This is a genomic window from Ferruginibacter profundus (assembly GCF_054783275.1).
The window spans coordinates 937,424-960,189 of the sequence record NZ_BAAGQW010000001.1 but is presented as its reverse complement, the minus strand read 5'-3'; the positions used below and the strand labels follow the sequence as shown (position 1 = coordinate 960,189).

At 39.1% G+C, this 22,766-nt stretch carries 17 protein-coding genes; 16 read left to right on the top strand and 1 reads right to left on the bottom strand.

Annotated elements, in window-relative coordinates:
* Positions 1–16 precede the first annotated feature (16 nt).
* The 4 genes from ACYVM0_RS03955 to ACYVM0_RS03940 are packed head-to-tail and all read left to right on the top strand — an operon-like array spanning position 17 to position 3,467.
* Positions 17–394: a hypothetical protein gene (locus ACYVM0_RS03955; RefSeq protein WP_460552788.1), complete on the top strand. Its 378-nt coding sequence runs from the start codon at positions 17–19 to the stop codon at positions 392–394.
* 39 nt (positions 395–433) lie between these two features.
* Positions 434–1,468 (top strand): alpha/beta fold hydrolase, encoded by a 1,035-nt coding sequence (locus tag ACYVM0_RS03950; protein ID WP_460552785.1) that lies wholly within the window; start codon positions 434–436, stop codon positions 1,466–1,468.
* 5 nt (positions 1,469–1,473) lie between these two features.
* A complete protein-coding gene (locus tag ACYVM0_RS03945) occupies positions 1,474–2,157 on the top strand; it encodes a hypothetical protein (RefSeq protein ID WP_460552782.1) in 684 nt (227 codons plus the stop codon).
* A gap of 17 nt (positions 2,158–2,174) precedes the next feature.
* Positions 2,175–3,467 carry a DUF3108 domain-containing protein gene (locus ACYVM0_RS03940; protein WP_460552779.1) on the top strand — a complete coding sequence of 431 codons (1,293 nt, stop codon included), beginning with the start codon at positions 2,175–2,177 and terminating at the stop codon, positions 3,465–3,467.
* Between the two features lie 20 nt (positions 3,468–3,487).
* Here ACYVM0_RS03940 and ACYVM0_RS03935 read toward each other — a convergent pair whose 3' ends face one another.
* Positions 3,488–3,763: a hypothetical protein gene (locus ACYVM0_RS03935; protein ID WP_460552777.1), complete on the bottom strand. Its 276-nt coding sequence runs from the start codon at positions 3,761–3,763 to the stop codon at positions 3,488–3,490.
* Between the two features lie 162 nt (positions 3,764–3,925).
* Between ACYVM0_RS03935 and ACYVM0_RS03930 the strand changes: the two genes are divergently transcribed.
* The 12 genes from ACYVM0_RS03930 to ACYVM0_RS03875 all read left to right on the top strand — a co-directional run bounded on the left by ACYVM0_RS03930 (position 3,926) and on the right by ACYVM0_RS03875 (position 22,763).
* Positions 3,926–4,084 carry a hypothetical protein gene (locus ACYVM0_RS03930; RefSeq protein ID WP_460556287.1) on the top strand — a complete coding sequence of 53 codons (159 nt, stop codon included), beginning with the start codon at positions 3,926–3,928 and terminating at the stop codon, positions 4,082–4,084.
* Positions 4,085–4,189: 105 nt separating this feature from the next.
* On the top strand, positions 4,190–4,777 hold the full coding sequence (locus ACYVM0_RS03925; RefSeq protein ID WP_460552774.1) for an RNA polymerase sigma-70 factor: 588 nt from the start codon (positions 4,190–4,192) through the stop codon (positions 4,775–4,777).
* Between the two features lie 66 nt (positions 4,778–4,843).
* Positions 4,844–5,965 carry a FecR family protein gene (locus ACYVM0_RS03920; RefSeq protein ID WP_460552771.1) on the top strand — a complete coding sequence of 374 codons (1,122 nt, stop codon included), beginning with the start codon at positions 4,844–4,846 and terminating at the stop codon, positions 5,963–5,965.
* Between the two features lie 230 nt (positions 5,966–6,195).
* Positions 6,196–9,546 carry a TonB-dependent receptor gene (locus ACYVM0_RS03915; protein ID WP_460552768.1) on the top strand — a complete coding sequence of 1,117 codons (3,351 nt, stop codon included), beginning with the start codon at positions 6,196–6,198 and terminating at the stop codon, positions 9,544–9,546.
* Between the two features lie 18 nt (positions 9,547–9,564).
* A complete protein-coding gene (locus tag ACYVM0_RS03910; protein WP_460552765.1) occupies positions 9,565–11,127 on the top strand; it encodes a RagB/SusD family nutrient uptake outer membrane protein in 1,563 nt (520 codons plus the stop codon).
* Positions 11,128–11,194: 67 nt separating this feature from the next.
* Entirely contained in the window at positions 11,195–12,022 is an 828-nt protein-coding gene (locus ACYVM0_RS03905; RefSeq protein WP_460552762.1) for a LamG domain-containing protein, read from the top strand.
* A gap of 119 nt (positions 12,023–12,141) precedes the next feature.
* Positions 12,142–13,398, top strand: coding sequence for a multiheme c-type cytochrome (locus ACYVM0_RS03900; protein WP_460552759.1), 1,257 nt, complete (start codon positions 12,142–12,144; stop codon positions 13,396–13,398).
* A complete protein-coding gene (locus tag ACYVM0_RS03895) occupies positions 13,399–16,692 on the top strand; it encodes a VCBS repeat-containing protein (RefSeq protein ID WP_460552756.1) in 3,294 nt (1,097 codons plus the stop codon).
* Positions 16,693–16,724: 32 nt separating this feature from the next.
* The gene (locus ACYVM0_RS03890; RefSeq protein ID WP_460552753.1) at positions 16,725–18,188 is read left to right on the top strand and encodes a glycoside hydrolase family 30 protein; all 1,464 of its coding nucleotides are present in this window, start codon (positions 16,725–16,727) and stop codon (positions 18,186–18,188) included.
* A 22-nt stretch (positions 18,189–18,210) separates the two neighbouring features.
* Positions 18,211–19,677, top strand: a complete 1,467-nt coding sequence (locus tag ACYVM0_RS03885; RefSeq protein WP_460552750.1) for a glycoside hydrolase family 30 protein — start codon at positions 18,211–18,213, stop codon at positions 19,675–19,677.
* A gap of 9 nt (positions 19,678–19,686) precedes the next feature.
* Positions 19,687–21,396 (top strand): glucoamylase family protein, encoded by a 1,710-nt coding sequence (locus ACYVM0_RS03880; RefSeq protein WP_460552747.1) that lies wholly within the window; start codon positions 19,687–19,689, stop codon positions 21,394–21,396.
* 17 nt (positions 21,397–21,413) lie between these two features.
* Positions 21,414–22,763 carry a glucoamylase family protein gene (locus ACYVM0_RS03875; protein WP_460552744.1) on the top strand — a complete coding sequence of 450 codons (1,350 nt, stop codon included), beginning with the start codon at positions 21,414–21,416 and terminating at the stop codon, positions 22,761–22,763.
* Positions 22,764–22,766 lie beyond the last annotated feature (3 nt).

Here is a 22,766-nt window from a genome sequence, read left to right as displayed (position 1 = left end):
TCTAAAACTTTTAATAATGAAACTAATCAAAACACCTCTTTTTATCGGACTCATCATTTTGCTTGCGTCCTCTTGCAAAAAATCAGGCTCTGGCAATGATAATGCTTATCCGAAACAAGTGAGTATCACTTACAGGGTTAGCAGCACAACAACTAATAGCCTGGTATCAATAACCTATGATAACGAAACCGGGGGGCAGACTACCGTTAACAACCCAACACTAACATTCACGAAAACCATCACGAAGACTGTGAACAAATACAATATTGTAACGCTTGGATATTTTGTGAATCCTGCTCAAACGGTAAAGCTGGAAATATTAGTTAATAATGAGCTTGTAAAGTCCCAGGTATATACTGACCCTAACTCTTCAATGTCATATACTTTTCAATAACAAAGAAAACCTGGCTTGTATCTGAACCAAGAACATAATATGAAAAAAAAGTTCTGTATTTATTTATCTCTCATCTTCTTTTCGCTATTCACTTTTTCCTGCAGTAAAGAAAGGTATATTGATGCGCCTGGAAACTTAGTGCCAAAAACGGTTGACCAGAATGTCCTGCTGCCCTCGATTTCGGTTAACGGTGCTTTGCTGCATGCTGAAGCTTTTGGCCCCGAAGACAGTACATTGATTATATGTATTCATGGCGGGCCGGGTGGAGACTACCGTTATATGCTTAATTGCAAAACCCTTGCAACAAAGGGCTATCGGGTTGTTTTTTACGACCAACGGGGTGCAGGTCTTTCTCAACGTTTTCCCAAAAGTTGGTATAAGTCACAAGGCAGTGATGCTATTAATAAAATTTTTTATGATGAATTAAAAGGAGTAATCGCTCATTATAAAACTTCTGCTTCGCAAAAGGTTATTCTATTAGGACAGTCGTGGGGAGCCATGTTGGCTACTGGCTACACTGGCAAATATCCAAACGAGATAAATGGCTTAATTGTCGCCGAGCCTGGTGGATTAAAATGGGATGACGTGGTTGACTACGTTGCTGAATCCAGGTCTTTCAAGTTCTGGAGTGAAATGTTAAATGATGCTACTTATATGGACCAGTTTATGAGTGGCAAAGAGGACCAGCACGAAATTTTAGATTATAAAGCGGGTTTGCTTGGTTCTGTAAATACAATAGTAGGTGATGCAGGTGCTGACTTAGGTAATAATGCACCATCTTATGTAGCCTCCCGAACTGGAGTCGTTGTTAATGCAGCATCTTATGAATTGGGGCAAGATACTAAACCTGATTTTTCAGCAGGCATTAACTTGTTTTCAAAAAAAGTATTGTTCATCTATAGTAGCAATAACAAAGCATATCCTGATAGTTGGGCTACAAAAATTTCATCCGCATATTTTAAGAAAGAAATTTTTAAAGCACAGGGGGTTGGCCATTCTGGAATGTTTGACCAGGTGAATTTCTGGTCAACGACTATGGAGCCCAAAGTTATTTCATACATACAATCATTATAACAACAATGAAAAGGCTTATCATTAAATCAATATTTATAATTGCCATTTTTTCACTCTTACAAAATAAAATATTTGCACAGGTTATAAACTGGGGAAATACTTCAAAACAAAATAAGCATCTGCTACATGTGCATGCAGGAGCGGAATATGGAGTAACCGCCGGTATAGGTTATCATCGATTAGTATCTGCAAAAAAAAATCCGTTATGGCTTGGTTGCGAATTTTCTATGCCGTTAGGCAACGAATTAGCAGATGATTTTAAGTTGAAGTTAGGTGCACAAGTAAGAATTACTTCATTCAATCATTTTCAATTTTCGGCAAGGCTGCAAGGCGTATCAAGACGTTATCACAATCAGTCCGTTACACTTTTCAATTTTGGAAGTGATTTTGCCGGAACGGTGGGCTATTATCGCAAAAATTGGTTTTTGGGAGCTGAAGCAGGTTTTGATAAAGCCATTGTAACACATTTTAAACACAGCGATTGGTACAAAAAAAATATCTATGATAATGTTGAGGATGGCTGGTACGAACCTGCAACCGGAGGCAATTTTTATTATGGATTGCAGGGTAATTATTCGATTAAAAAACTGGATTTTACGCTCAAAGCCGGAAAGCTTTTGCAGCAGGATTTCAAGTCACTGCCTTTGCTTCCTTTTTATGGGCAAGCAGGGATAAACTTTAAATTTTAACTGATAAATATTACACTATGCGAACGATTCGTATCATGTTTTTCATATTTGTATCCCTGCATACAAACGCACAATCCCTGATTATTCCGGGAGCTAATGCTATTAATAAAAATTTTATAAAAAGCACACATTTTGAGATGGCATACTTTGCTGTTTCAGGCCGTCAGACTGTAGAAATAAGCTCCTTTGATGTAGAGATCAAAACAAATGAAAAAACCATAGCTGTACTTACAAGGATAAGCTCTCCTGCAGGAAATTCAATTTGGGCAGATACAAGCATAGCAGATATAACCACATTAAAGCCTGTTTACCGGTCTTCCAACAATTCTGATAAGCAATATCACATTGTGTATGGAAATAAAATAGAAGGCTATTATTACGATAAGCGTTCCAATATGGGCAGGCAGGTGAAGGATAATAACAATGGGGGCTTTTTCGACAGTTTTATTTATCCGTACCTGCTTGGTGCTCTTCCTCTTACCTCGGGGTTCAAAGCGATTTTACCGGTATATGAATACAAACCCGATGCTAATAGCCATATTTCAAATACCCGGATTACCGAAGTAAAAAGCGGTATGCATAAAAGTGATATTACGGGTGAACATGAAGTATGGCAGGTTAGCGTATTTGAAGAAGGAACAAACCTTAAGTATGAATATTATATTGATAAAGAAAACAGGAAGCTCTGGAAAGTGGAAATACTGGCAGCTAACGGCAAACAATACTTACTGGTTGATAAAGAAATTGATTATAACCCTTTCGTTGCAACTTTTGATAAAGAACAAACGTATAAAATGGTTAGTGCCGGCTCAGCCACTATCAGCGGCCAGATTTATGCCCGGGATAATGAAAACACTACCAAAGGAGGAATAGCCATACTTAATGTAAACAAAAAACAATATGCACAGCAGGGAACAACTGTAGTGCTTATTCCTTATACGGATTATTTTAAAGAATGGATAGCATTGAATGAAAAACTCCGTAAAAAAGGACAAGCCGTGCCGCTTTCAAAAGAAGCTGCCGGGTGCATAAAAGTAACTTCAGTTTATAATAATGATGGGAACTTTGAATTTACGAACCTTATGCCAGGGGAGTATTATTTGTTCACTGAATTCGGCTATACCCATACTGCTTCACGAACGGAAGTGGTAGGATATACAGACACTTACATTAATGGTTTGTTTCAGGGAACTACTGCTAATACCCAGGTAAACAGATACAAAACAAGTGCTACAGCTGCTTTAAAAAAGATGGTGACCATTAATAGGGAAGGAGAGAAAATAACAGTAAAACTGAAGAAAACACTTTAATGATCAATAAAGAAAAATATTTACAAACACTTTCCTTTTAGATTTGGGGTAGTGATAATTTTTCTCTCCCAGAGCTTACACGGCATTTTTAGGGGCAATGCTATCAAAGCAGCCACACTATCACGAACAACTTTGCCAAAATACTGGTCCAACGCTGGTGCATCTGGATTCATCAGCCTTACCCGTTGTATCTTACCATTCAACAGCACTTTGTAAGTATCCCAATCATGTACACTAACTATTATTTGTGCAGTTGCAGAAACGGAAAAAAGAATAATAAATAAAAACGCTTGCATGTATTTCATATAGCAAAGCTGATATGGAAAAAGTGGCTTTGCATCAAGGCTATTCCGTTACCAACCGTTATTGCCTTATAATGTAATAATTGCTGTTTACTACATATGCTATTTTGATTAAATTTGTTTTGCCGCTATTGCAAATAATATCCCTATTTAAAAATTGAATTGCTGGAAAATAAGAATATCGCTCATCGGCAAAAAGCATCTGGCTGGCTTAAAAAACTTAAAGAAGCAGGTGTTTTAAGACCTCAAAAAATAGGGAGTACAATGTACTACATTAATTACCGGCTTATGGAACTATTGTCAACTGATGAATAATGATGCTCTTTCAGCGAGTGTTTTATAGCACAATAATATTATTTTATCATTTTGTTGTATTGTTTCTCCAAAAAATTCTACATTTGAAAACGATTGCTATTGTATATGGATAAGAGAAGAATGATATCCCCGAATGATTTGCTGGAAATTCAGCAAAGTATTGCTGATTACGAGGATGCTGCGGCTTACAAGAAGCTTTTCTTTCATTTTTTTCTCCCCCTTAAAAGTTTTTCATTTTCCATCTTAAAATCAAAAGAAATTGCAGAAGAAGTGGTTTCTGATGTACTGATAGAGATATGGTCGAAAAGAAAACAATTGATGGAAATAGAGAATTTAAAGATGTACCTCTATATAAGTGTGCGAAACGCCTCGCTACGCAGGTTACAGCAGCTTCAAAAAACCACCATGCTTTCTTTAGACGACCTGGAGGTTGAATTTGCCAGTGCCGACCCTAATGCCGACACTTATTTAATAACCAATGAGCTGGCGCAGAAAATTGATACGGCCATTGAATCGCTTCCCCAGCAATGCAAGATCATTTTTAAACTGGCCAAGCAGGATAATCTTAAATACAAAGAGATCGCACAATTATTAAATATCAGCGTAAAAACGATCGATAACCAGCTGTCAACGGCACTTAAAAAGATAGCTGCCGTGCTTAATACTACAGTTAAAAGGCCTTCTTCCAATTAATTATAACTTTTTTTTTCTTCTTATAGGGGATTTGTTCTTTTTTTGTCTCTATAACCTTAGAGATATATGAATAGAGACAGAATCTGGACTTTAATGTCCCGGAAATTATCGGGAGAAGCTACTCAGGCTGAATTGGTCGAATTGCAGGATTTGATTAAAATTCATCCTGATACTGATATTCCTGTTCAGTATATCCACGAATTCTGGTCTATTCCGGCAGAAAGTGATGAAGAATTTTTAGAAGCCACTTTTCATTTACATAGCGAAAGGTTAAAAGAAAAGGGATTTGACCTGGAGATAAACAAACATGAAACAGGCTCTTTAAACCTGGATATGCCCGTGGAAAACAGAGGCAAAAAACGATTGTTATGGGCAGGCGCAGCAGTGGTGATAACCGCTGCTATTCTCATTTTTACGCTTTTACCCGGCGCTAAAAACACCTATTCACAGGAAAAGGTTGCACAAAGCGAAGTAAGTACCAAAAACGGCTCCCGTACTAAAATACAATTACCCGATGGCACTTCGGTTTGGCTTAACAGCAGCAGCAAACTGGTTTATGATAATGAACATTTTGGCACAGGCATAAGAGAAGTATCCTTAACAGGAGAAGCTTACTTTGATGTGGTAAAAAATCCTAATAAGCCTTTTGTTATTCATACTGCAAAAATGGATATCAAGGTTTTGGGCACCGCTTTTAATGTAAAATGTTATCCCGGCGAAAAAACTACGGAAACCAGTCTTATACGGGGTAGTGTGGAAGTAACGTTAAAAGACAGGCAGGAAAAGATCATTATGAAGCCGAACGAAAAGCTGATATTGAATAATGAGGATATTAAACCGGTTAAAAAATTACTTTCTTCATCAAAACAGGCAAATGAGGTTGAAAAACTGAAACCAATCATTGAATTAGGGCATCTTACTCTGTATCCGAAAGACAGTTCTATTGTTGTAGAAACCGGCTGGGTAGAAAACCGTTTAATATTCAGCGATGAGAAGTTGGAAGATATTGCTAAAAAAATGGAACGCTGGTATGGTGTAACCATTGTAATCACCAATGAAAAATTAAAGAAAGAACTACTGACAGGTTCTTTTGAAAAAGAAACATTTAACCAGGCATTAAACGCATTGCAACTTACTACTGCATTCAATTATAAGATCAATAAGGACGTAATTACTATTTCAAAATAAAAACCAACGCTGCTAATGAAAAAAATAACCTCCGCTAACACTTCGTAAAAATAAAAAACGGGAAATGTTGACGCATTTCCCGAACAGGCAAAATAAGGAAAACTTCAATCGCTCCGTGGAAAGAGACTTGGGTTTATCCTCTTTTTAATTTACCAAAACATAAAAATATGGAAAAAAACAAACAATTGTTTGCTTTGAATCGTCAAAGCTGTATTAAATTTTTACTGCATATGAAATTAACAATTGCTTTCATACTGATAACGGGATTACAGCTATCGGCAAAAACATATTCTCAGCAAAGAATTACACTTAAACTTCAATCAACAGAATTAAAGACCGCTTTAAAACAAATTGAGAAGAAAAGCATTTTTCGTTTCCTGTATAATAATGATGTTCTTTCTGCCGATCAAAAGATAAACATTGATGCCAATAATACATTGGTGACTGATGTTTTAGACAATCTTTTCAGCAATACAGCTTTAACCTATCGTATACTGGAAAATAACCTGGTGGTTATTACCCAAAAGAATTTTGTACCACAGGCCGATGTAAAAGTCACGGGCCGTGTAACCAATGCCGCCGGAGAGCCGGTGCCTGGTGTAAGTATTAAAATAAAAGGATCTGCTGTAGGTACATCTACCAATGCGGCCGGCTTTTATTCTATTGCTGTACCCGATGGTGCAAGGCTGGTTTTTACTTCTATCGGTTACGAAGAAGTTGAAATAGCTGTAAACAACCGCACCGAAATAAATGTAACCTTAGCTACTTCTACAAAATCTATCGATGCTGTAGTGGTAATCGGTTACGGTAGTGCCAATAAAAGAGACCTTACCGGTTCTATTGTAAAAGTTTTAGGAAAGGATATTGCAGACAAACCCAATACCAACCCGATCGCATCTTTGCAAGGCAGGGTGGCTGGTCTTTCTGTAGTTAACAATGGTACACCCGGTGCAGCACCGGATATCAGGATAAGGGGTACCGTTAGTATCGGCCAGGTGCATCCTTTATATGTTGTGGATGGTATCTTTAACGATAATATCGATTACTTAAACCCTAACGATATCGAGTCAATTGAAGTATTGAAAGATCCTTCTTCACTGGCGATCTTTGGTGTTAAGGGTGCAACGGGTGTTATTGCTATCACTACTAAAAAAGCTAAAGCAGGGCAGGTGGTCATTAATTTTAATACTAACTACGGTACTAAAAAACTGGTAGATAAAATTAAATTGGTTGATGCTGCCGGTTTTAAATTGCTTTTTGATGAAGAGAATGCCAATAACGGTGTTGCTACACCTGATTATTCTGCATTAACTGCCAATACCGATTGGATCGATGCGGTTACCCGTACCGGTAAATTCAGCAACAACAACCTGAGCATTTCAGGAAGTACAGAAAAAAACAGGTTTAGTCTTGGTTTGGGTTATATATATGATGAAGGCATCATCAGGCATGAAAAACTGGAAAAAATGCAGTTGTCATTTGCTGATGAATTTAAGATCAATAAAGCCATTAAAATTGGCGTAAACCTTAATTCTTCAAGACAGAATAATCCTTTTGGTGCAGGTGGTGTATTGGATGATGCAAGAAAAGTAATGCCACAGATTTCTGCTGATCCAAAAACATTCAGGGTTGCTAATCCTTACGGTGGCGATAGCATTAATGCCAATATCTATTCTGGCCTTGCCACTTTCTTACAAAGTGCAGGTGTGGTAAATCCGCTTTTAGGAGTAGAAAATACCTGGAATAAAAAAATAAATATCGAGTACAGAAATGTAGCCAGTATTTATGGTGAAGTGAACTTCCTGAAATATTTTACCTGGAGGTCTACTATGTATGCTGATATGAGTACTGTAAACAACAGGAGTTATAACCCGCTTTATTATGCCTACAATCCTTTAACTAATACGCCATACCTGTACGGTGAAAAAACACAGGTATCAGAAAATGATGATAACTACAGGAAATTCCAGCAGGATCATATTTTAACTTTCAAGAAAAACTTTGGTGATCATGGTTTAACTGCTACCGCAGGTTTTACCACTTATTACTTTGGCCATTTTGGAAGGTATGGTGTGGCTAAACCTTATACTACCGGTAATGCTTTACCAATTCCGGATGATAAAAGATTCTGGTACATGTCTACCCAGTTTAATGATCCTAACACTACAATAGCAAGTTCTGGTCAGAGTGAGTATTCAACAGCATCAGTTTTAGGAAGGCTTTTATATAACTACAAAGGCAAGTATTTTTTAAATGCTTCTTTACGTGATGATGCTACTTCTCAAATTCCTACAAGTAACCGTCACCAGCAATTCTGGGCATTAGGTGGTGCATGGGATATCACTAAAGAGAATTTTTTACAAAATATCCGCCAGATCAATTTTCTTAAATTAAAAGCTTCAATAGGAGTTTTGGGTAACCAGAGTGCTTCTTACCTTGATGGTACACAGATCACTTATCCGTTTTACCCAAGTTTAAATACCGGTGTTTCTGCAGTTTTTGGTACCAGCGTTTATGGTGCTGCTGTTAACTCATGGGAACCGAATCCTAATTTGAAATGGGAAACTGTACATGCACAGGAAGTAGGTATCGAATTAAATGCTTTCGATAACCGCTTGCATTTTGAAGCTAACTACTTTAATAAAACCACCAAAGACCTGATGACTTATGTTAACAGGGATGTACAAGGTTTAAAACCATTGTTGGAAAATGGTGGTAGTATCAGGAACTGGGGTGAAGAATTTTCTGCAACCTGGAACCAGAATATCAACAGGGACCTTTCTGTAAATGTGGGTGGCAACATTACTTTCCTTAAAAATAAAGTGATCAGCCTGTCTCCCGATATTCCTGGTGGTTTCTTAACAAGAGGTTTTCAAAATAACGGAAGTGCAGAAAGCAGAACAATGCCTGGAAGCCCTATAGGTTCTTTTTACGGCTATGTAGTGGAAGGGCTTTACCAGAGTTATGCTGATATCTTAAAATCTCCTGTTGCTTCTGCAGTAGGTGCTTATGGTCCTGGTGATTTTAAATTTAAAGATATCAATGGTGATGGCAAGATCACTGCAGATGACAGAACTGTAATTGGTAACCCTACACCTAAGTTCACTTACGGTACAAACATCAATGTAAACTATAAGAATTTAAGTTTAGGCTTAGACCTAGGTGGTGTTTATGGCAACCAGGTGTTCAGAACATGGGGCTCATTGGAATCACCTTTCCAGAGAGTAAATTATTCTGCTGAAAAATTAAACAGGTGGCATGGTGCCGGTACTTCTAACTGGGTACCTATCATCAGCCAGGCACACAGGTTTAACTATAATGGTTCAACATATAATATCGAAGACGGAAGTTATTTCAGGTTAAGGAATGTTCAGTTGGCCTACAACTTCAGCCAACGTTTGATCTCAAAAGCTAAAATCAAAAATCTGCGGGCTTACCTGAACTTCCAGAATGTAAAAACATGGAAGAACAATTTAGGCTATACTGCAGAATACGGAGGAGATGCAACAGCATTTGGATATGATAACGCCGGCGGTGCAATACCAGTTGTAAGCACTATCGGATTGAACGTAACTTTTTAAACGATTAAATTCACGAATATGAAAAAAAATAAGATTATATTTTGGAGTTTACTCCTTGCATTACCGGTACTGGTTGCAGTTACTGGTTGTAAAAAATTTCTCGACAGAAAACCATTGACCGCAACGTTAGATGATTTGAACCAGGGTACATTGGAAGCGCAGAGCTTTGGTTTATACAGCACTTTACGCTATGCCGGATTTTCTACCTTACCATGGATAGATTTTCACAGCATCCGTGATGATGATGCACAAAAGGGCAGCAGTACCACTGATGGTGCAGAGATCAATACTGAATTTGAAACTTTTCAATATAGTAAAGACGACTGGGCTCCGAATACATACTGGAACGATCATTATACCATGATCAACCTGGCTAATAAGGAAATTTATTTTGCTGATTCACTAAAAGCTACTGATCCTGCATCTTTGAAAAACGTAGGTGAGGCGCTGTTCTTCAGGGCATATTCCTTCTTTGAATTAGTAAAAACCTATGGAGATGTTCCATTGATCAATTTCTACTTTACCAACGCCGTTGATGGTATCAAACCAAAATCACCTGCCAGTGCTATTTATGCACAAATTGATGCTGACCTTACTTTAGCATCGCAATACTTACCTGTTAACTGGGTAGTAGGCGGAACCAATATTTATCCCGGCAGGTTAACCAGCGGTGCAGCAAAAACATTGTGGGCACAAACCTACTTATTCAGGCAGAATTGGGCTAAAGTGATACAACTTTGTAATGAAGTAATTGCTTCTAATCAATATTCCCTGGTGGCCAATTTCCCGGATATCTGGAAAGATGGATTGGCAGGTGCAGGTAAAAACGGCCCGGAATCAATATTTGAAATGAACTGTAATGTGGGCGCTAATGGTACCAATAATAACGGTGTGGCATGGGCTACCAGCCAGAACGTAAGACAGGGTGGTGCCAGCAATGTTTGGAACTTGGGATGGGGCTGGAACACACCTACACAAAAATTAGAAACCGCATGGCCGGCTACCGATCCACGTAAAACTCAAACCATTCTTTATTCAGGACAGTTTGATGGCGGACAGGCTGCGGGCGGGTATGGTGCAACGTTACCTGCTTATGCTCCGGGCCCTGGCCTTGACCAGCCTTACTGGAATAAAAAAGTATATTCTGATCCTGCAATGCGCCAGTTTACCGGACAGATTTTCGGAAGTGGTGGTGCAGACTGGGTTAACCACAGAATATTACGCTATGCAGACGTTATATTAATGCTTGCAGAAGCTGCTAACGAATCTGGAGATGGTGTAACTGCAGCAGCAAATCTTGAAAAGATCAGGTATAGGGCAAGCGGTGGCAAAGCTATAGGCCGTACAATTGTACCTTATATTGCTTTCGTAAACCAGGCTCAGATGCGCCAGGCTATTAAAGACGAAAGAAGATGGGAGTTTGCAATGGAAGGCTATCGCTTTTACGACCTGGTTCGTTGGGGCGATGCTATTACAGAGTTAGGACCTTTGGGTTATACTAACCGTTGCAGGTTCTATCCTATACCTCAAAAAGCAATTGACCTGTCAGGTGGTGTGTTGAAACAAAATCCTGAATGGTAAAAAATATTCCCTGCCTGTTATTTAACGGGCAGGGATTTTATAATACTCATTTATAAAAAAAACAATTATGAACACTTTTAGTAAAATACTTAAAAATGCCTCTTTTATCCTGGTGTTTTTTATTGCAGCATCAGGTTGTAAAAAAACTACACAGCCGGCTTTAGGTGATTATCCAAAAGATGCCAACCCTCCGGGCGGGCCTTTAAAATTTTATGTAGCTTTTGATGGTACTACTACCAATCCTTTAATGAATGCGGTAGACAGCACCCGTGCTAATTTTCCTGCAACCAATACCGGCGCTGTAGCTGATGGTATATCAGGCAAATGCTATAAAGGAAGCGAAACAGCCATTGCTAAATATGCAGGTGTTAACGATTTTGGCAAGGCTACCAGCTTTACCATTGCATTCTGGATCAAAAAAACGCCACAAGCATCCGGTAAAGGCACCAACTTTGCTTTTTCTATGGATAAAAAAGATTACAGCTGGACAAACACTAAATTATTTTTAGAGTTTGAAGACTGGAGCACAACCAGCGTTGGTAATTGCAAATTGTATATCATGGATCAATGGACAGAATATATCAATGGCAATGGTATGCCAAATGTATTGAATGGTAACTGGCATCACCTGGCATTTACTTACAACGGTACTAATTCTACCTTAGTAGCCTACATTGATGGTACCATGTTCAGAACAAATACATTGAGCACACCTTCTCCATTAAAAGATGGTTTTGGTGACTATGATGATTTTGTAATTGGTGGCCTTAGTGATTACACCCATAGCAAAAACACCTGGATGAATAACTGGGATGGATCAATAGACCAATTCAGGTTATATGGTACTGCTTTAACAGCAGCAGAAGTAAGCGCCTTATACGCAAGTAAATTGTAAGTTTTTTTCATATAGCAGGCAGCAAATCCACAAAGGGCTGACAAAAGTTTTTTGTTCAGCCCTTTTTTAAATTGTACACTTTCCGAAATTGAAATGCAGTTGGGTAATCAGCTCAAAATATGAAAGGCATTCTTAAATACCGGTCTTCATTAATTACGCTTCTTTTTATTGTGTCATGCATGTTGCTCTTTACAAAATGCATCAATAACGAAAAGGATAAATCGGCTACTGCAACAGTAACTGCCTATAGCGATTATGCCGGTTCTGCATCCTGTGCCTCTTGCCATAAAGCCATTGCAGCGTCTCATGTAAATACGGCACATTTTCACACTTCTGAACCAGCCGCAGCTACAAATATCAAAGGCAGTTTTGATACCGGTAAAAATACTTTTGCTTACAATACTATGGAGATGATAGCCATGGAAAAAGCAGACAGTGGTCTTTACCAGGTTGCTTATATAAATGGCGTGGGAAAAAAGAGGGAACGTTTCGATATTACTATTGGCTCCGGAACAAAAGGGCAATCGTATGCTTCCTGGGTGGGCAATAAACTGGTACAACTCCCCATTACCTATTTTACCAGTGCAGGGGAGTGGAGTAACAGTCCCGGTTACCCTAATAAAATTGCTTTTAACCGGCCCGTAACATCCCGTTGCCTGGAATGCCACGCTACTTATGCTGAAAAAATTTCGGCGCCGGGAAAGGAACCTGAAGAATTTGATCAGCGCCGTATTGTATTGGGTGTGGATTGTGAAAGATGCCATGGCCCCGCCGCTCAACACGTAAAATACCAAACGCAAAACCCCAATGATAAAACAGCAAAATTCATTATTAATCCTGCTTCATTTTCAAGGCAGCAAAATTTAGATATGTGTGCTTTATGCCACGGAGGAAGATTACAAAAAACAAAACCTTCCTTTCAATTTAAAGCAGGAGATAAACTACCTGATTTTTTTGCCATTGATACTACAGGTAGAGATATTAACAGCATTGATGTACATGGTAACCAGTTTGGCCTACTGGCAGCAAGCAAGTGTTTTAAAATGAGTAGCACACTTACCTGTAACACCTGCCACGATCCGCATAAAAACGAAAAAGGTAACGACTCATTATTTTCGCAACGTTGCATGAATTGTCATAATGATAGCCATAAAGACGCCGTGATCTGTAAAATGACCAATCAATTGGGCAGCAAAACTATCAGTACACGTTGCACTGCATGCCATATGCCCGAACAGCCATCAATGGCCATTGCTGTTTTACTGCAGGGAAAAACAACGCCGGCGGCAGCATTAATGCATACGCACCTGGTTAAAAATTATCCCGAAGAAACACAAAAGATATTAGCATTACTTAAAGAAAAATCAACGCACTAAATGCAGCATTACAAAAAATATATTGCTTGTTTATTGGTTTTACCAAGCCTTCTTATAAATGCATGCAAAGAAAAAAAAGATACTTTATTCACCAGCCTGCCTTCTTCGGATACACATATCAGTTTTGCCAATAACCTGGAAAAGAAAAAATTATTCAGCATTTTATATTACCTGTATTATTATAATGGTGGCGGTGTTTCAACCGGCGATATTAATAATGACGGCTTGCCCGATATTTATTTTACTGCCAATAGTAAGGGCAATAATAAATTGTACCTGAACAAAGGCAATATGCAATTTGAAGATATTACTGATAAAGCAGGCGTGAAGGGCATTTCAGACTGGTGTACCGGGTCTACCATGGCGGATGTAAACAGCGATGGCTTACTGGATATCTATGTATCATCTGTGAGTGGTAAATACGGATTAACAGGCCACAACGAATTATACATTAATAACGGCAACGGCACTTTTACAGAAAAAAGTGAAGCCTACGGATTAAATACTGCCTGCTTTACCACGCAAACCGCTTTTTTTGATTACGATCATGATGGTGACCTGGATTGTTATATTCTTAATCAATCGCATAATCCACATGCCACCATTGTGGATACCAGCAGGAGAATGGTATACGATTCTTCTTCTGGCGACAGGTTATACAGGAACGATTTAAAAACTACCGGAAAATTTACTGATGTTTCAAAAGAAGCAAACATCTACCAAAGCAAGTTAGGGTATGGCCTTGGGCTAGCTATTGCAGATATTAATAATGATGGCTGGGATGATATTTACATTGGCAACGACTTTCATGAGAATGATTATTATTACGTTAACCAGAAAAATGGCGTGTTCAAAGAAGAAGGCGCCAGGCATTTCGGGCATTACAGCAGGTTTAGTATGGGTAATGATGTCGCCGATTATAATAACGATGGACAATTAGACCTGGTTACAGTAGATATGTTACCACCTGATGAAAAAACCCTGAAGACATACGGCAGCGATGAAAATGCCGACATCTATAAATTCAAATTAGAGAAAAATGGGTTTCAGAATCAATATTCAAAAAACTGTTTGCAGCAAAATAATGGCAATGGTGTAAGTTTTAGTGAAACTTCTTTGCAAAGCGGCGTATCAGCCACCGATTGGAGCTGGTGCCCTTTGTTTGCAGATTTTGATAATGATGGCAATAAAGATCTTTTCATTTCCAGTGGTATTGTAAAGCGCCCTGTTGACCTGGATTATGTGCGTTTTGTAAGCGACCTGGAAGCAAAGAAAGGCATGAACCAGACCGATGCATATGATGATATAGCGATTGAAAAAATGCCGGATGGCAGTGCACACCCTTTTTTATTTAAAGGAGAAGGTAAAATTAATTTTACGGACGTAAGTGATAATTGGGGAACCGGTGCCATGAAAGGTTACTACAATGGCGCAGCCTATGCAGATTTAGATAATGATGGCGACCTGGATCTTGTTATCAATAGTATTAATGCCCCCGCAGTGGTGCTAAAGAATAATTCGGTAGTTAAAAATTATATTTCGCTTTCGTTTAAGGGTGATAGCAGCAATACTTTTGGTATTGGTTGTAAGGCATGGATATTTCAAAAAGGAAAAATGCAGTTTGAAGAGCTGATGCTGACCCGTGGTTTTCAATCGTCATCTGATACCCGTTTACATTTTGGATTGGGTGCAGATTCTACTATTGATAGTATGTTGATTGTTTGGCCTGATCAGCAATTTCAATCCATCAAAAATATTGTACCCAACAAACAGATCAGTGTAAATAAAAAAGATGCTGCAGGTGTTTTTACCTATACTGATTACTTTAAGCCTGCAATGCCTGTTTTAAATGATGTTACTGACCAGGTCAACATCAACTGGCAGCACAAAGAAAATGAGTTTGTGGATTTTAATGTGCAGTATTTAATTCCGCATGCAGAATCAACCCGTGGGCCAAAAATTGCTGTTGCAGATATTAATAAAGACGGCCTTGATGATATGTATGCCTGTGGCGCTTACGGGCAAGCGGGAACGTTATTATTGCAAAATACTAACGGAACTTTTTCATCGATTGATACAGCAGTATTTAGTAAAAATGCTGATGCTGAGGATGTGGATGCTGTTTTCTTTGATGCCAATAATGATACGTATCCCGATCTGTATGTGGTAAGTGGCGGCAACCAGTATTTTGATGGCAGCAATATGCTGGCCGACAGGTTGTATATCAATGATGGTAAAGGGCATTTTACTTTAAATGAAAACGCCTTACCCAAAATACTCACCAATAAATCATGTGTAACGGTTGCTGATATTGATAAGGATGGTGATATTGATATTTTTGTTGGCGGCCTTGCCAATTCCAAAGCATACGGCGAACCGCAAACCTCTTATTTACTGATCAACGATGGTAAAGGAAATTTTAAAGCAGCTGCAGCTGCAGTAATTAAAGCAGATCACATCGGTATAGTAACCGGTGCTTCATTTGCAGATATTAATAATGATGGCTGGCAGGACCTGGTGGTTACCGGAGAATGGATGCCCGTAAAAATTTATCTTAATAACAAAGGCATTTTTTCCGAAACCGATATAGCCGGTTCAACCGGGCTTTGGCAAACAATTTATACCACCGATGTAAATGGCGATGGCTTTACAGATATACTTGCCGGAAACTGGGGCCACAATTCAAAATTATATGCCGGTAAAAATGGCCCCTTAAAATTGTATGTAAAAGATTTTGATAAAAATGGTTCGGTAGAACAAGTGATGGCGTATACCATTGATGGAAAAGAATATCCTTTTCTTGCCAAAGATGAATTGGAAAGGCCGCTACCTGTTTTAAAGAAGGCTTATCTCACCTACAGCGAAGTGGCGGGTAAAACAGTGCAGTATATGTTCTTCGACCTGTTTAAAGATTATAAAGAATTAAAAGCAGAAACACTTTCATCAACCTGCTTTATTAATGATGGTAAAGGAAATTTTAAAGCCACCAATTTACCTGATGAATTACAAATGGCTCCGCTGATGTCATTCGCAACCGCTGCTGCAACTAAAAATAGTGCTTATATAGCCGGCGGGAATTTTTATGGTGTTATTCCGTACGAAGGAAGATACGATGCTTTGTTTCCAACATTATTCTCATTCGATAATAAAACGGCTGGTTTTACCGAACAAACTAAACTGCCGGCCATTGACGGAGAAGTAAGAGATATAAAATGGCTGAATGCCGCAGGTGGTAAAAAGCTACTGGTTATTGCACGCAATAATAAAAAACTGATTTTTTTACAAGCTCAATAAAACTATTACAAGTGACTATAAAAATGATTACTATGAAAAAATATTTTAAGATTGCCGGAATTGTATTGATACTGGCGGGATTGATTTCTGTGCAGTGCAATTGTACAAAAAAATCAACTACCAGTTCAGGCGGAGGTACCGGCGGCGGAGGCGGAACACCCACGCCTGATAACAGTGATGTGGCCATGTGGGTTACCAAGGCAGACCAATCTATATTATTACAAAAACAAGCCAGCCTGTTGGCGTTAAGCAGTGGCTCAGGTGCCCCTGCAACCATTACTTTAGATAGTACCCAGATTTTTCAAACAGTAGATGGTTTTGGTTATACCTTAACCGGGGGCAGTGCTTCTTTGATTAATGCATTACCGGCAACAGAAAAAGCCAATTTACTCAATGAATTATTCGGATCTGCTGCAAACTCAATCGGGGTAAGTTATTTAAGGGTAAGCCTTGGTGCTTCTGATCTGAGCGCCAGCGTTTTTAGTTATGATGATATGCCTGCAGGGCAAACAGATATCAATCTGACCAATTTCAGTTTATCGGAAGATACGGTTGATGTGATACCCGTTTTAAAACAGATCCTTGCTATCAACCCCAATATAAAAATACTGGCCAGCCCATGGAGTGCGCCGGTGTGGATGAAAGACAATGGTAATTCAATGGGTGGAGGATTACAAACACAATATTATACAGTATATGCACAGTATTTTGTAAAGTACATACAGGCCATGCAGGCAAAGGGTATTACCATTGATGCGGTAACCATTCAAAACGAACCGCAGCATGGAGGTAATAATCCAAGTATGGTAATGTCTGCTTTGGAAGAAGCCGCCTTTGTAAAAACTGCTTTGGGCCCTAAGTTCCAGGCGGCAGGATTGAGTACAAAAATTATTGTATGGGATCATAATTGCGATAATCCCACTTATCCCATTACAGTGTTGAATGATGCTGCTGCAAAACCATTCATCAATGGTTCAGCATTTCATTTGTATGCCGGCGATATCAGCGCCTTGAGTGCGGTACATAGTGCACATCCCGATAAAAATTTATACTTCACCGAGCAATGGACAGGATCTACAGGAACATTTAACGGCGATTTTTTATGGCATGTAAAAAATGTAGTGATCGGTTCCATGATCAACTGGAGTAAAAATGCACTGGAATGGAACCTTGCCAATGATGGTGGTTTTAATCCGCATACACCCGGCGGTTGCACACAATGTAAAGGCGCCATCACATTAGATGGTACCATCAACAGGAATGTGGGGTATTATATCATTGCCCAGGCTTCTAAGTTCATCCCTGCAGGTTCGGTGCGTATTGCAAGCAGCACTACCAGTGGTTTATCAAATGTGGCTTTTAAAACTCCCGCTGGTAAAACAGTAGTATTGGTATTAAATGATACGTCAACACCACAGGTAGTAACCATTAAATCCAATACCCGCTCAATAGTATCTGCTTTGCCTGCCGGCGCTGCAGCAACTTATGTTTGGTAATAACTCATTTTAAAATAATCACATGAAAAAAATAAATGCAGGAGTAGTAATTGCAATGCTGGTTTCGTTTTGTTATCACAATGCAACTGCACAAACCAAAAGAACAACAGCACCTTTTTCCGCTACCGGAAAAAAAGTAACGGTATACACCACCGCAGATAGCAGTAATTTACGTTTATCTGTAACCGGTACATCCACATTCAGCGCTATGCCGCAGCCCCTGGAAACACAGGTGTGCATTTTTGTGGATCCCAATAAATCTTTTCAAACCTTTTTAGGTATTGGCGGTGCTCTAACTGATGCATCGGCAGAAACTTTTGCAAAATTGTCAAAAGAGAAGCAGGAAGAATTTATGCAAGCCTATTTCAGCAAGACAAAAGGTATTGGGTATAATTTTGCCCGAACCAATATTCACAGCTGCGATTTTTCAAGTGATACCTATACCTACATTACTGAAGGCGATGCTGCATTAAAAACTTTTAGTGTACAGCACGATAAACAATTTCGTATTCCATTTATCAAACAGGCTATTGCAGCAGCCGGAGGCAAACTTACTTTATTTGCAAGCCCGTGGAGCCCACCTGCATTTATGAAAACCAATAATGATATTTTGCATGGAGGCAAATTGAAAAAAGAATTTTACCAGCCCTGGGCAAACTATTATACAAAATTTATAAAAGCTTATGAAGCAGAAGGAATTCCTATCTGGGGCATCTCTATCCAGAACGAACCGATGGCTACACAAAAATGGGAGAGCTGCATTTTTACCGGAGAAGAAGAAAGGGATTTCCTGAAAAATAATTTGGGGCCTACAATGAAGGCTGCAGGCCTTGGTGATAAAAAAATCATTGGCTGGGATCATAACAGGGACTTATTGTACCAGAGAGCAAGTACATTATTAAATGATCCTGAAGCGGCTAAATATTTATGGGGCATTGGCTTTCACTGGTACGAGCCATGGAGCGGCGGAGAACCGATGTATGATAACCTGAAATTGGTGAACGAAGCTTTTCCCGGTAAAAATTTATTATTTACCGAAGGTTGCAAAGAAGCATTTGATCTTACAAAAGTACACGACTGGAAACTGGGAGAGAAGTATGGTGCCAATATGATCCACGATTTTAATAATGGTTCTGTAGGATTTACCGACTGGAATGTTTTATTAGATGAAACCGGCGGCCCTAATCATGTGGGTAATTTTTGTTTTGCTCCAATCATTGGTAATACTAAAACAGGCGAACTGATCTATACCAATGAATATTATTATATCGGCCATTTTTCAAAATTCATACAGCCGGGTGCCAAAAGAATTGTAAGTGCAGCAAGCCGCAGCCAGTTGCAAACTACAGCCTTCAAAAATCCTGATGGTACCATTGCTGTTATTGTAATGAATGATGGCAATGCCTCCACCAAATTTTATTTATGGATCAATGGAAAAGCAGCTGAAGCCACTGCATTGCCACATTCAATTTCTACATTGGTTTTTTAACTATTCTATATGAAAAAAGTAAACGGAAATTATATAATGCTCTTGTTTTCGGTGATCTTTTTTGCCACAGCTTGTGGTAAAAAAGATACCGTGGCTACCCCTCCGGCAGATCCCACACCGGTTCCGCTAAGCAATACAGCAATTAAACTTGATAACAGTATTGTTGCTGCCTCCGGTGTTACTTATAACATAAAAACTACCGCCGCCATCAGGCTTTCTTTCAATAATGTTTTGGACAGAGCCACCGTTACTGCTGCGGTTTCACTTACCGAAAACGGTACAGTGGCAGTACCGGTAAATTTTACTTACGAAAATAACGACAGCACATTGGTCATTACTTCTTCAGCAGCATTGAAAAATTTAACCCGGTATAATGTGGTTGCATCTACTGTATTGCAATCAGTAAAAAAAGGAAAACTGAATACTGATCTTAATTTTCAATTCATCACACAAATAGATTCTACTGATAAATTTCCTTTGATCAGTGACAATGCATTACTGGATACCATTCAAAAAAGAACATTTAAATACTTTTGGGATTATGGCCACCCGGTAAGTGGTTTGGCAAGAGAGAGAAGTAATGCAACACCAGAAACAGTTACTTCAGGCGGAACGGGTTTTGGTATCATGGCAATTCCTGTTGCCGTAAGCAGAAATTTTATTACACGAACTGAAGCCGTGGTAAGGATGCAAAAGATCGTTGGATTCTTAAAAAACACTGCACAAAAATTTCATGGCGCATTTCCACATTGGCTGAATGGAACAACAGGCGCAGTAATACCATTCAGTACAAAGGATGATGGTGCTGACCTGGTAGAAACCTCTTATTTAATGGCAGGCCTGTTAACAGCAAGGCAATATTTTAATGGTCCTGCAGCAGATGAAACCACCTTAAGGGCAGATATTAATACGTTGTGGAATGCCGTAGAATGGAGCTGGTTCAGGCAAGGCACCAGTAATGTTTTATACTGGCATTGGAGTCCTACTTACAACTGGGATATGAATGTGAAAATACAAGGCTGGAATGAATGCCTGATCACTTACATCATGGCGGCATCATCCACCACATTTGGTATTCCCCAGGTGGTGTATAAAGAGGGTTTTGCAAGAAATGGAGCCATGGTAAACGGCGCTACCTATTACGGTTACCAGCTACCGTTAGGTGCTGCCAACGGTGGCCCGCTGTTTTTCGAACATTACTCATTCCTTGGTATTAATCCTATGGGTACTTCTCCTAACGTATTAACTGATACTTATGCCAATTATCAAACCCAGGTAATTAATCATACAAAAATTAACTATGAATATTGCAAGGCCAATCCCAATGGATTTTTTGGGTATAGTAATTTATGCTGGGGCTTAACGGCTAGTGATGTACCCAATGGCTACAATGCCAGTTCACCTAACAATGATATCGGTGTAATTTCGCCAACCGCAGCACTATCATCAATGCCATATACTCCTGCAGAAAGTATGGCTGCATTAAAGTTCTTCTATTACAAATTGGGAGATAAGATTTTTAAAGAATATGGTTTTGTAGATGCCTTTTCTTTAAAAGATCTTTGGTATGCCAGTTCATTCTTAGCTATTGACCAGGGGCCTATAATTATAATGCTTGAAAATTACAGGAGCCAGTTGATCTGGAATTTATTAACCAGTTGCCCCGAAGTAAAAAACGGGATGAAGAATGTATTGGGTTTTACTGCTCCTTACTTATAAAAAGATAAATTAAAAAAATGATGAGACGGTTGCTTTTTGTTTTGCTTTGTTTTACCAGCCTGCAGCTTACAGCGCAAAAAAATGCCGTAAAGCCTGCATCATTTGATGCAAAAGCCCGGCCAAAGGATCTTTCTGATTCTGCATTACTGGACATCGTACAGAAACAAACATTTAAATACTTCTGGGATTTTGCCCACCCGGTAAGCGGTATGGCCAGGGAAAGAAGCAATGAGAATTTTGGTTATGGCAATGAAACAGTAACCACTGGTGGTACTGGTTTCGGCATCATGAGTGTGATTGTTGCCACAGAAAGAAAATGGATCACCCGTGATACCGCAGCAAAGTTCATGCTGAAGATGGTGAATTTTTTATTGAAAGCCAATTCCTATCACGGTGCATTTCCGCACTGGATGGATGGCGGTACCGGTAAAACAATTCCTTTCAGCAGAAAAGATGATGGCGCCGACCTGGTAGAAACTTCTTATTTATTTGAGGGATTATTATGTGCAAGGCAATACTTTAACAACGATAATAAAATTGAAAGGGAATTGCGCAATAAAATTTCGTGGATGTGGCCCGATATAGAATGGAATTGGTTTACCAAAGGCGGCCAGGAAGTATTGTACTGGCACTGGAGCCCCAATAATGGCTGGGCCATGAATTTCCCGGTACATGGTTTTAATGAATGCCTGATCATGTATATTCTTGCAGCATCCTCTCCAAATGAAAAATACCAGGTACCTGCTGCGGTGTATCACCGGGGCTGGGCAGAAAGTAATTTTTTTAAAAACGGGAAAGAATTTTACGGGTACAAATTACCGCTAGGTTTTGATTATGGCGGCCCTTTGTTCTTTTCCCAATATTCTTTTTTGGGATTAGACCCGAGAGGATTAAAAGACCGGTATGCTGATTACTGGGAGCAAAATAAGAACCATACGCTTATTAATCATGCGTATTGCCTGGACAATCCGAAAAAATTTAAAGGCTACGGAGAAAATTGCTGGGGATTGACAGCATGTGACACTTACAACGGTTATGATGCCTATTCACCCACTAATGATGGTGGCACCATTGCACCCACTGCTGCATTAAGTGCATTTCCTTATGCACCGGAATACAGTATGAAAGCCTTAAAACATTTTTATTTTGACCTGGGCGATAAGATATGGAGCGAATATGGTTTTGTAGATGCCTTTAATGAAACAAAAAACTGGTATGCCGGTTCTCATCTTGCTATTGACCAGGGGCCAATAGTGGCCATGATTGAGAATTACCGTAGCGGTTTGATCTGGAAATTATTTATGAGCTGCCCCGAAATAAAAAACGGGTTAAAGAAATTAAGCTTTGAAAGCCCCTGGTTAAACTAAAGT

Excerpts from the sequence above, each read along its gene's own strand:
- ACYVM0_RS03945 (WP_460552782.1), top strand. The coding sequence starts at position 1,474 with ATGAAAAGGCTTATCATTAAATCAATATTTATAATTGCCATTTTTTCA.
- ACYVM0_RS03910 (WP_460552765.1), top strand. The coding sequence starts at position 9,565 with ATGAAAAAAAATAAGATTATATTTTGGAGTTTACTCCTTGCATTACCG.
- ACYVM0_RS03905 (WP_460552762.1), top strand. The coding sequence starts at position 11,195 with ATGAACACTTTTAGTAAAATACTTAAAAATGCCTCTTTTATCCTGGTG.
- ACYVM0_RS03885 (WP_460552750.1), top strand. The coding sequence starts at position 18,211 with ATGAAAAAAATAAATGCAGGAGTAGTAATTGCAATGCTGGTTTCGTTT.
- ACYVM0_RS03925 (WP_460552774.1), top strand. The coding sequence starts at position 4,190 with ATGGATAAGAGAAGAATGATATCCCCGAATGATTTGCTGGAAATTCAG.
- ACYVM0_RS03900 (WP_460552759.1), top strand. The coding sequence starts at position 12,142 with ATGAAAGGCATTCTTAAATACCGGTCTTCATTAATTACGCTTCTTTTT.
- ACYVM0_RS03935 (WP_460552777.1), bottom strand. The coding sequence starts at position 3,763 with ATGCAAGCGTTTTTATTTATTATTCTTTTTTCCGTTTCTGCAACTGCA.
- ACYVM0_RS03880 (WP_460552747.1), top strand. The coding sequence starts at position 19,687 with ATGAAAAAAGTAAACGGAAATTATATAATGCTCTTGTTTTCGGTGATC.
- ACYVM0_RS03875 (WP_460552744.1), top strand. The coding sequence starts at position 21,414 with ATGATGAGACGGTTGCTTTTTGTTTTGCTTTGTTTTACCAGCCTGCAG.
- ACYVM0_RS03915 (WP_460552768.1), top strand. The coding sequence starts at position 6,196 with ATGAAATTAACAATTGCTTTCATACTGATAACGGGATTACAGCTATCG.
- ACYVM0_RS03895 (WP_460552756.1), top strand. The coding sequence starts at position 13,399 with ATGCAGCATTACAAAAAATATATTGCTTGTTTATTGGTTTTACCAAGC.
- ACYVM0_RS03955 (WP_460552788.1), top strand. The coding sequence starts at position 17 with ATGAAACTAATCAAAACACCTCTTTTTATCGGACTCATCATTTTGCTT.
- ACYVM0_RS03940 (WP_460552779.1), top strand. The coding sequence starts at position 2,175 with ATGCGAACGATTCGTATCATGTTTTTCATATTTGTATCCCTGCATACA.
- ACYVM0_RS03920 (WP_460552771.1), top strand. The coding sequence starts at position 4,844 with ATGAATAGAGACAGAATCTGGACTTTAATGTCCCGGAAATTATCGGGA.
- ACYVM0_RS03950 (WP_460552785.1), top strand. The coding sequence starts at position 434 with ATGAAAAAAAAGTTCTGTATTTATTTATCTCTCATCTTCTTTTCGCTA.
- ACYVM0_RS03890 (WP_460552753.1), top strand. The coding sequence starts at position 16,725 with ATGAAAAAATATTTTAAGATTGCCGGAATTGTATTGATACTGGCGGGA.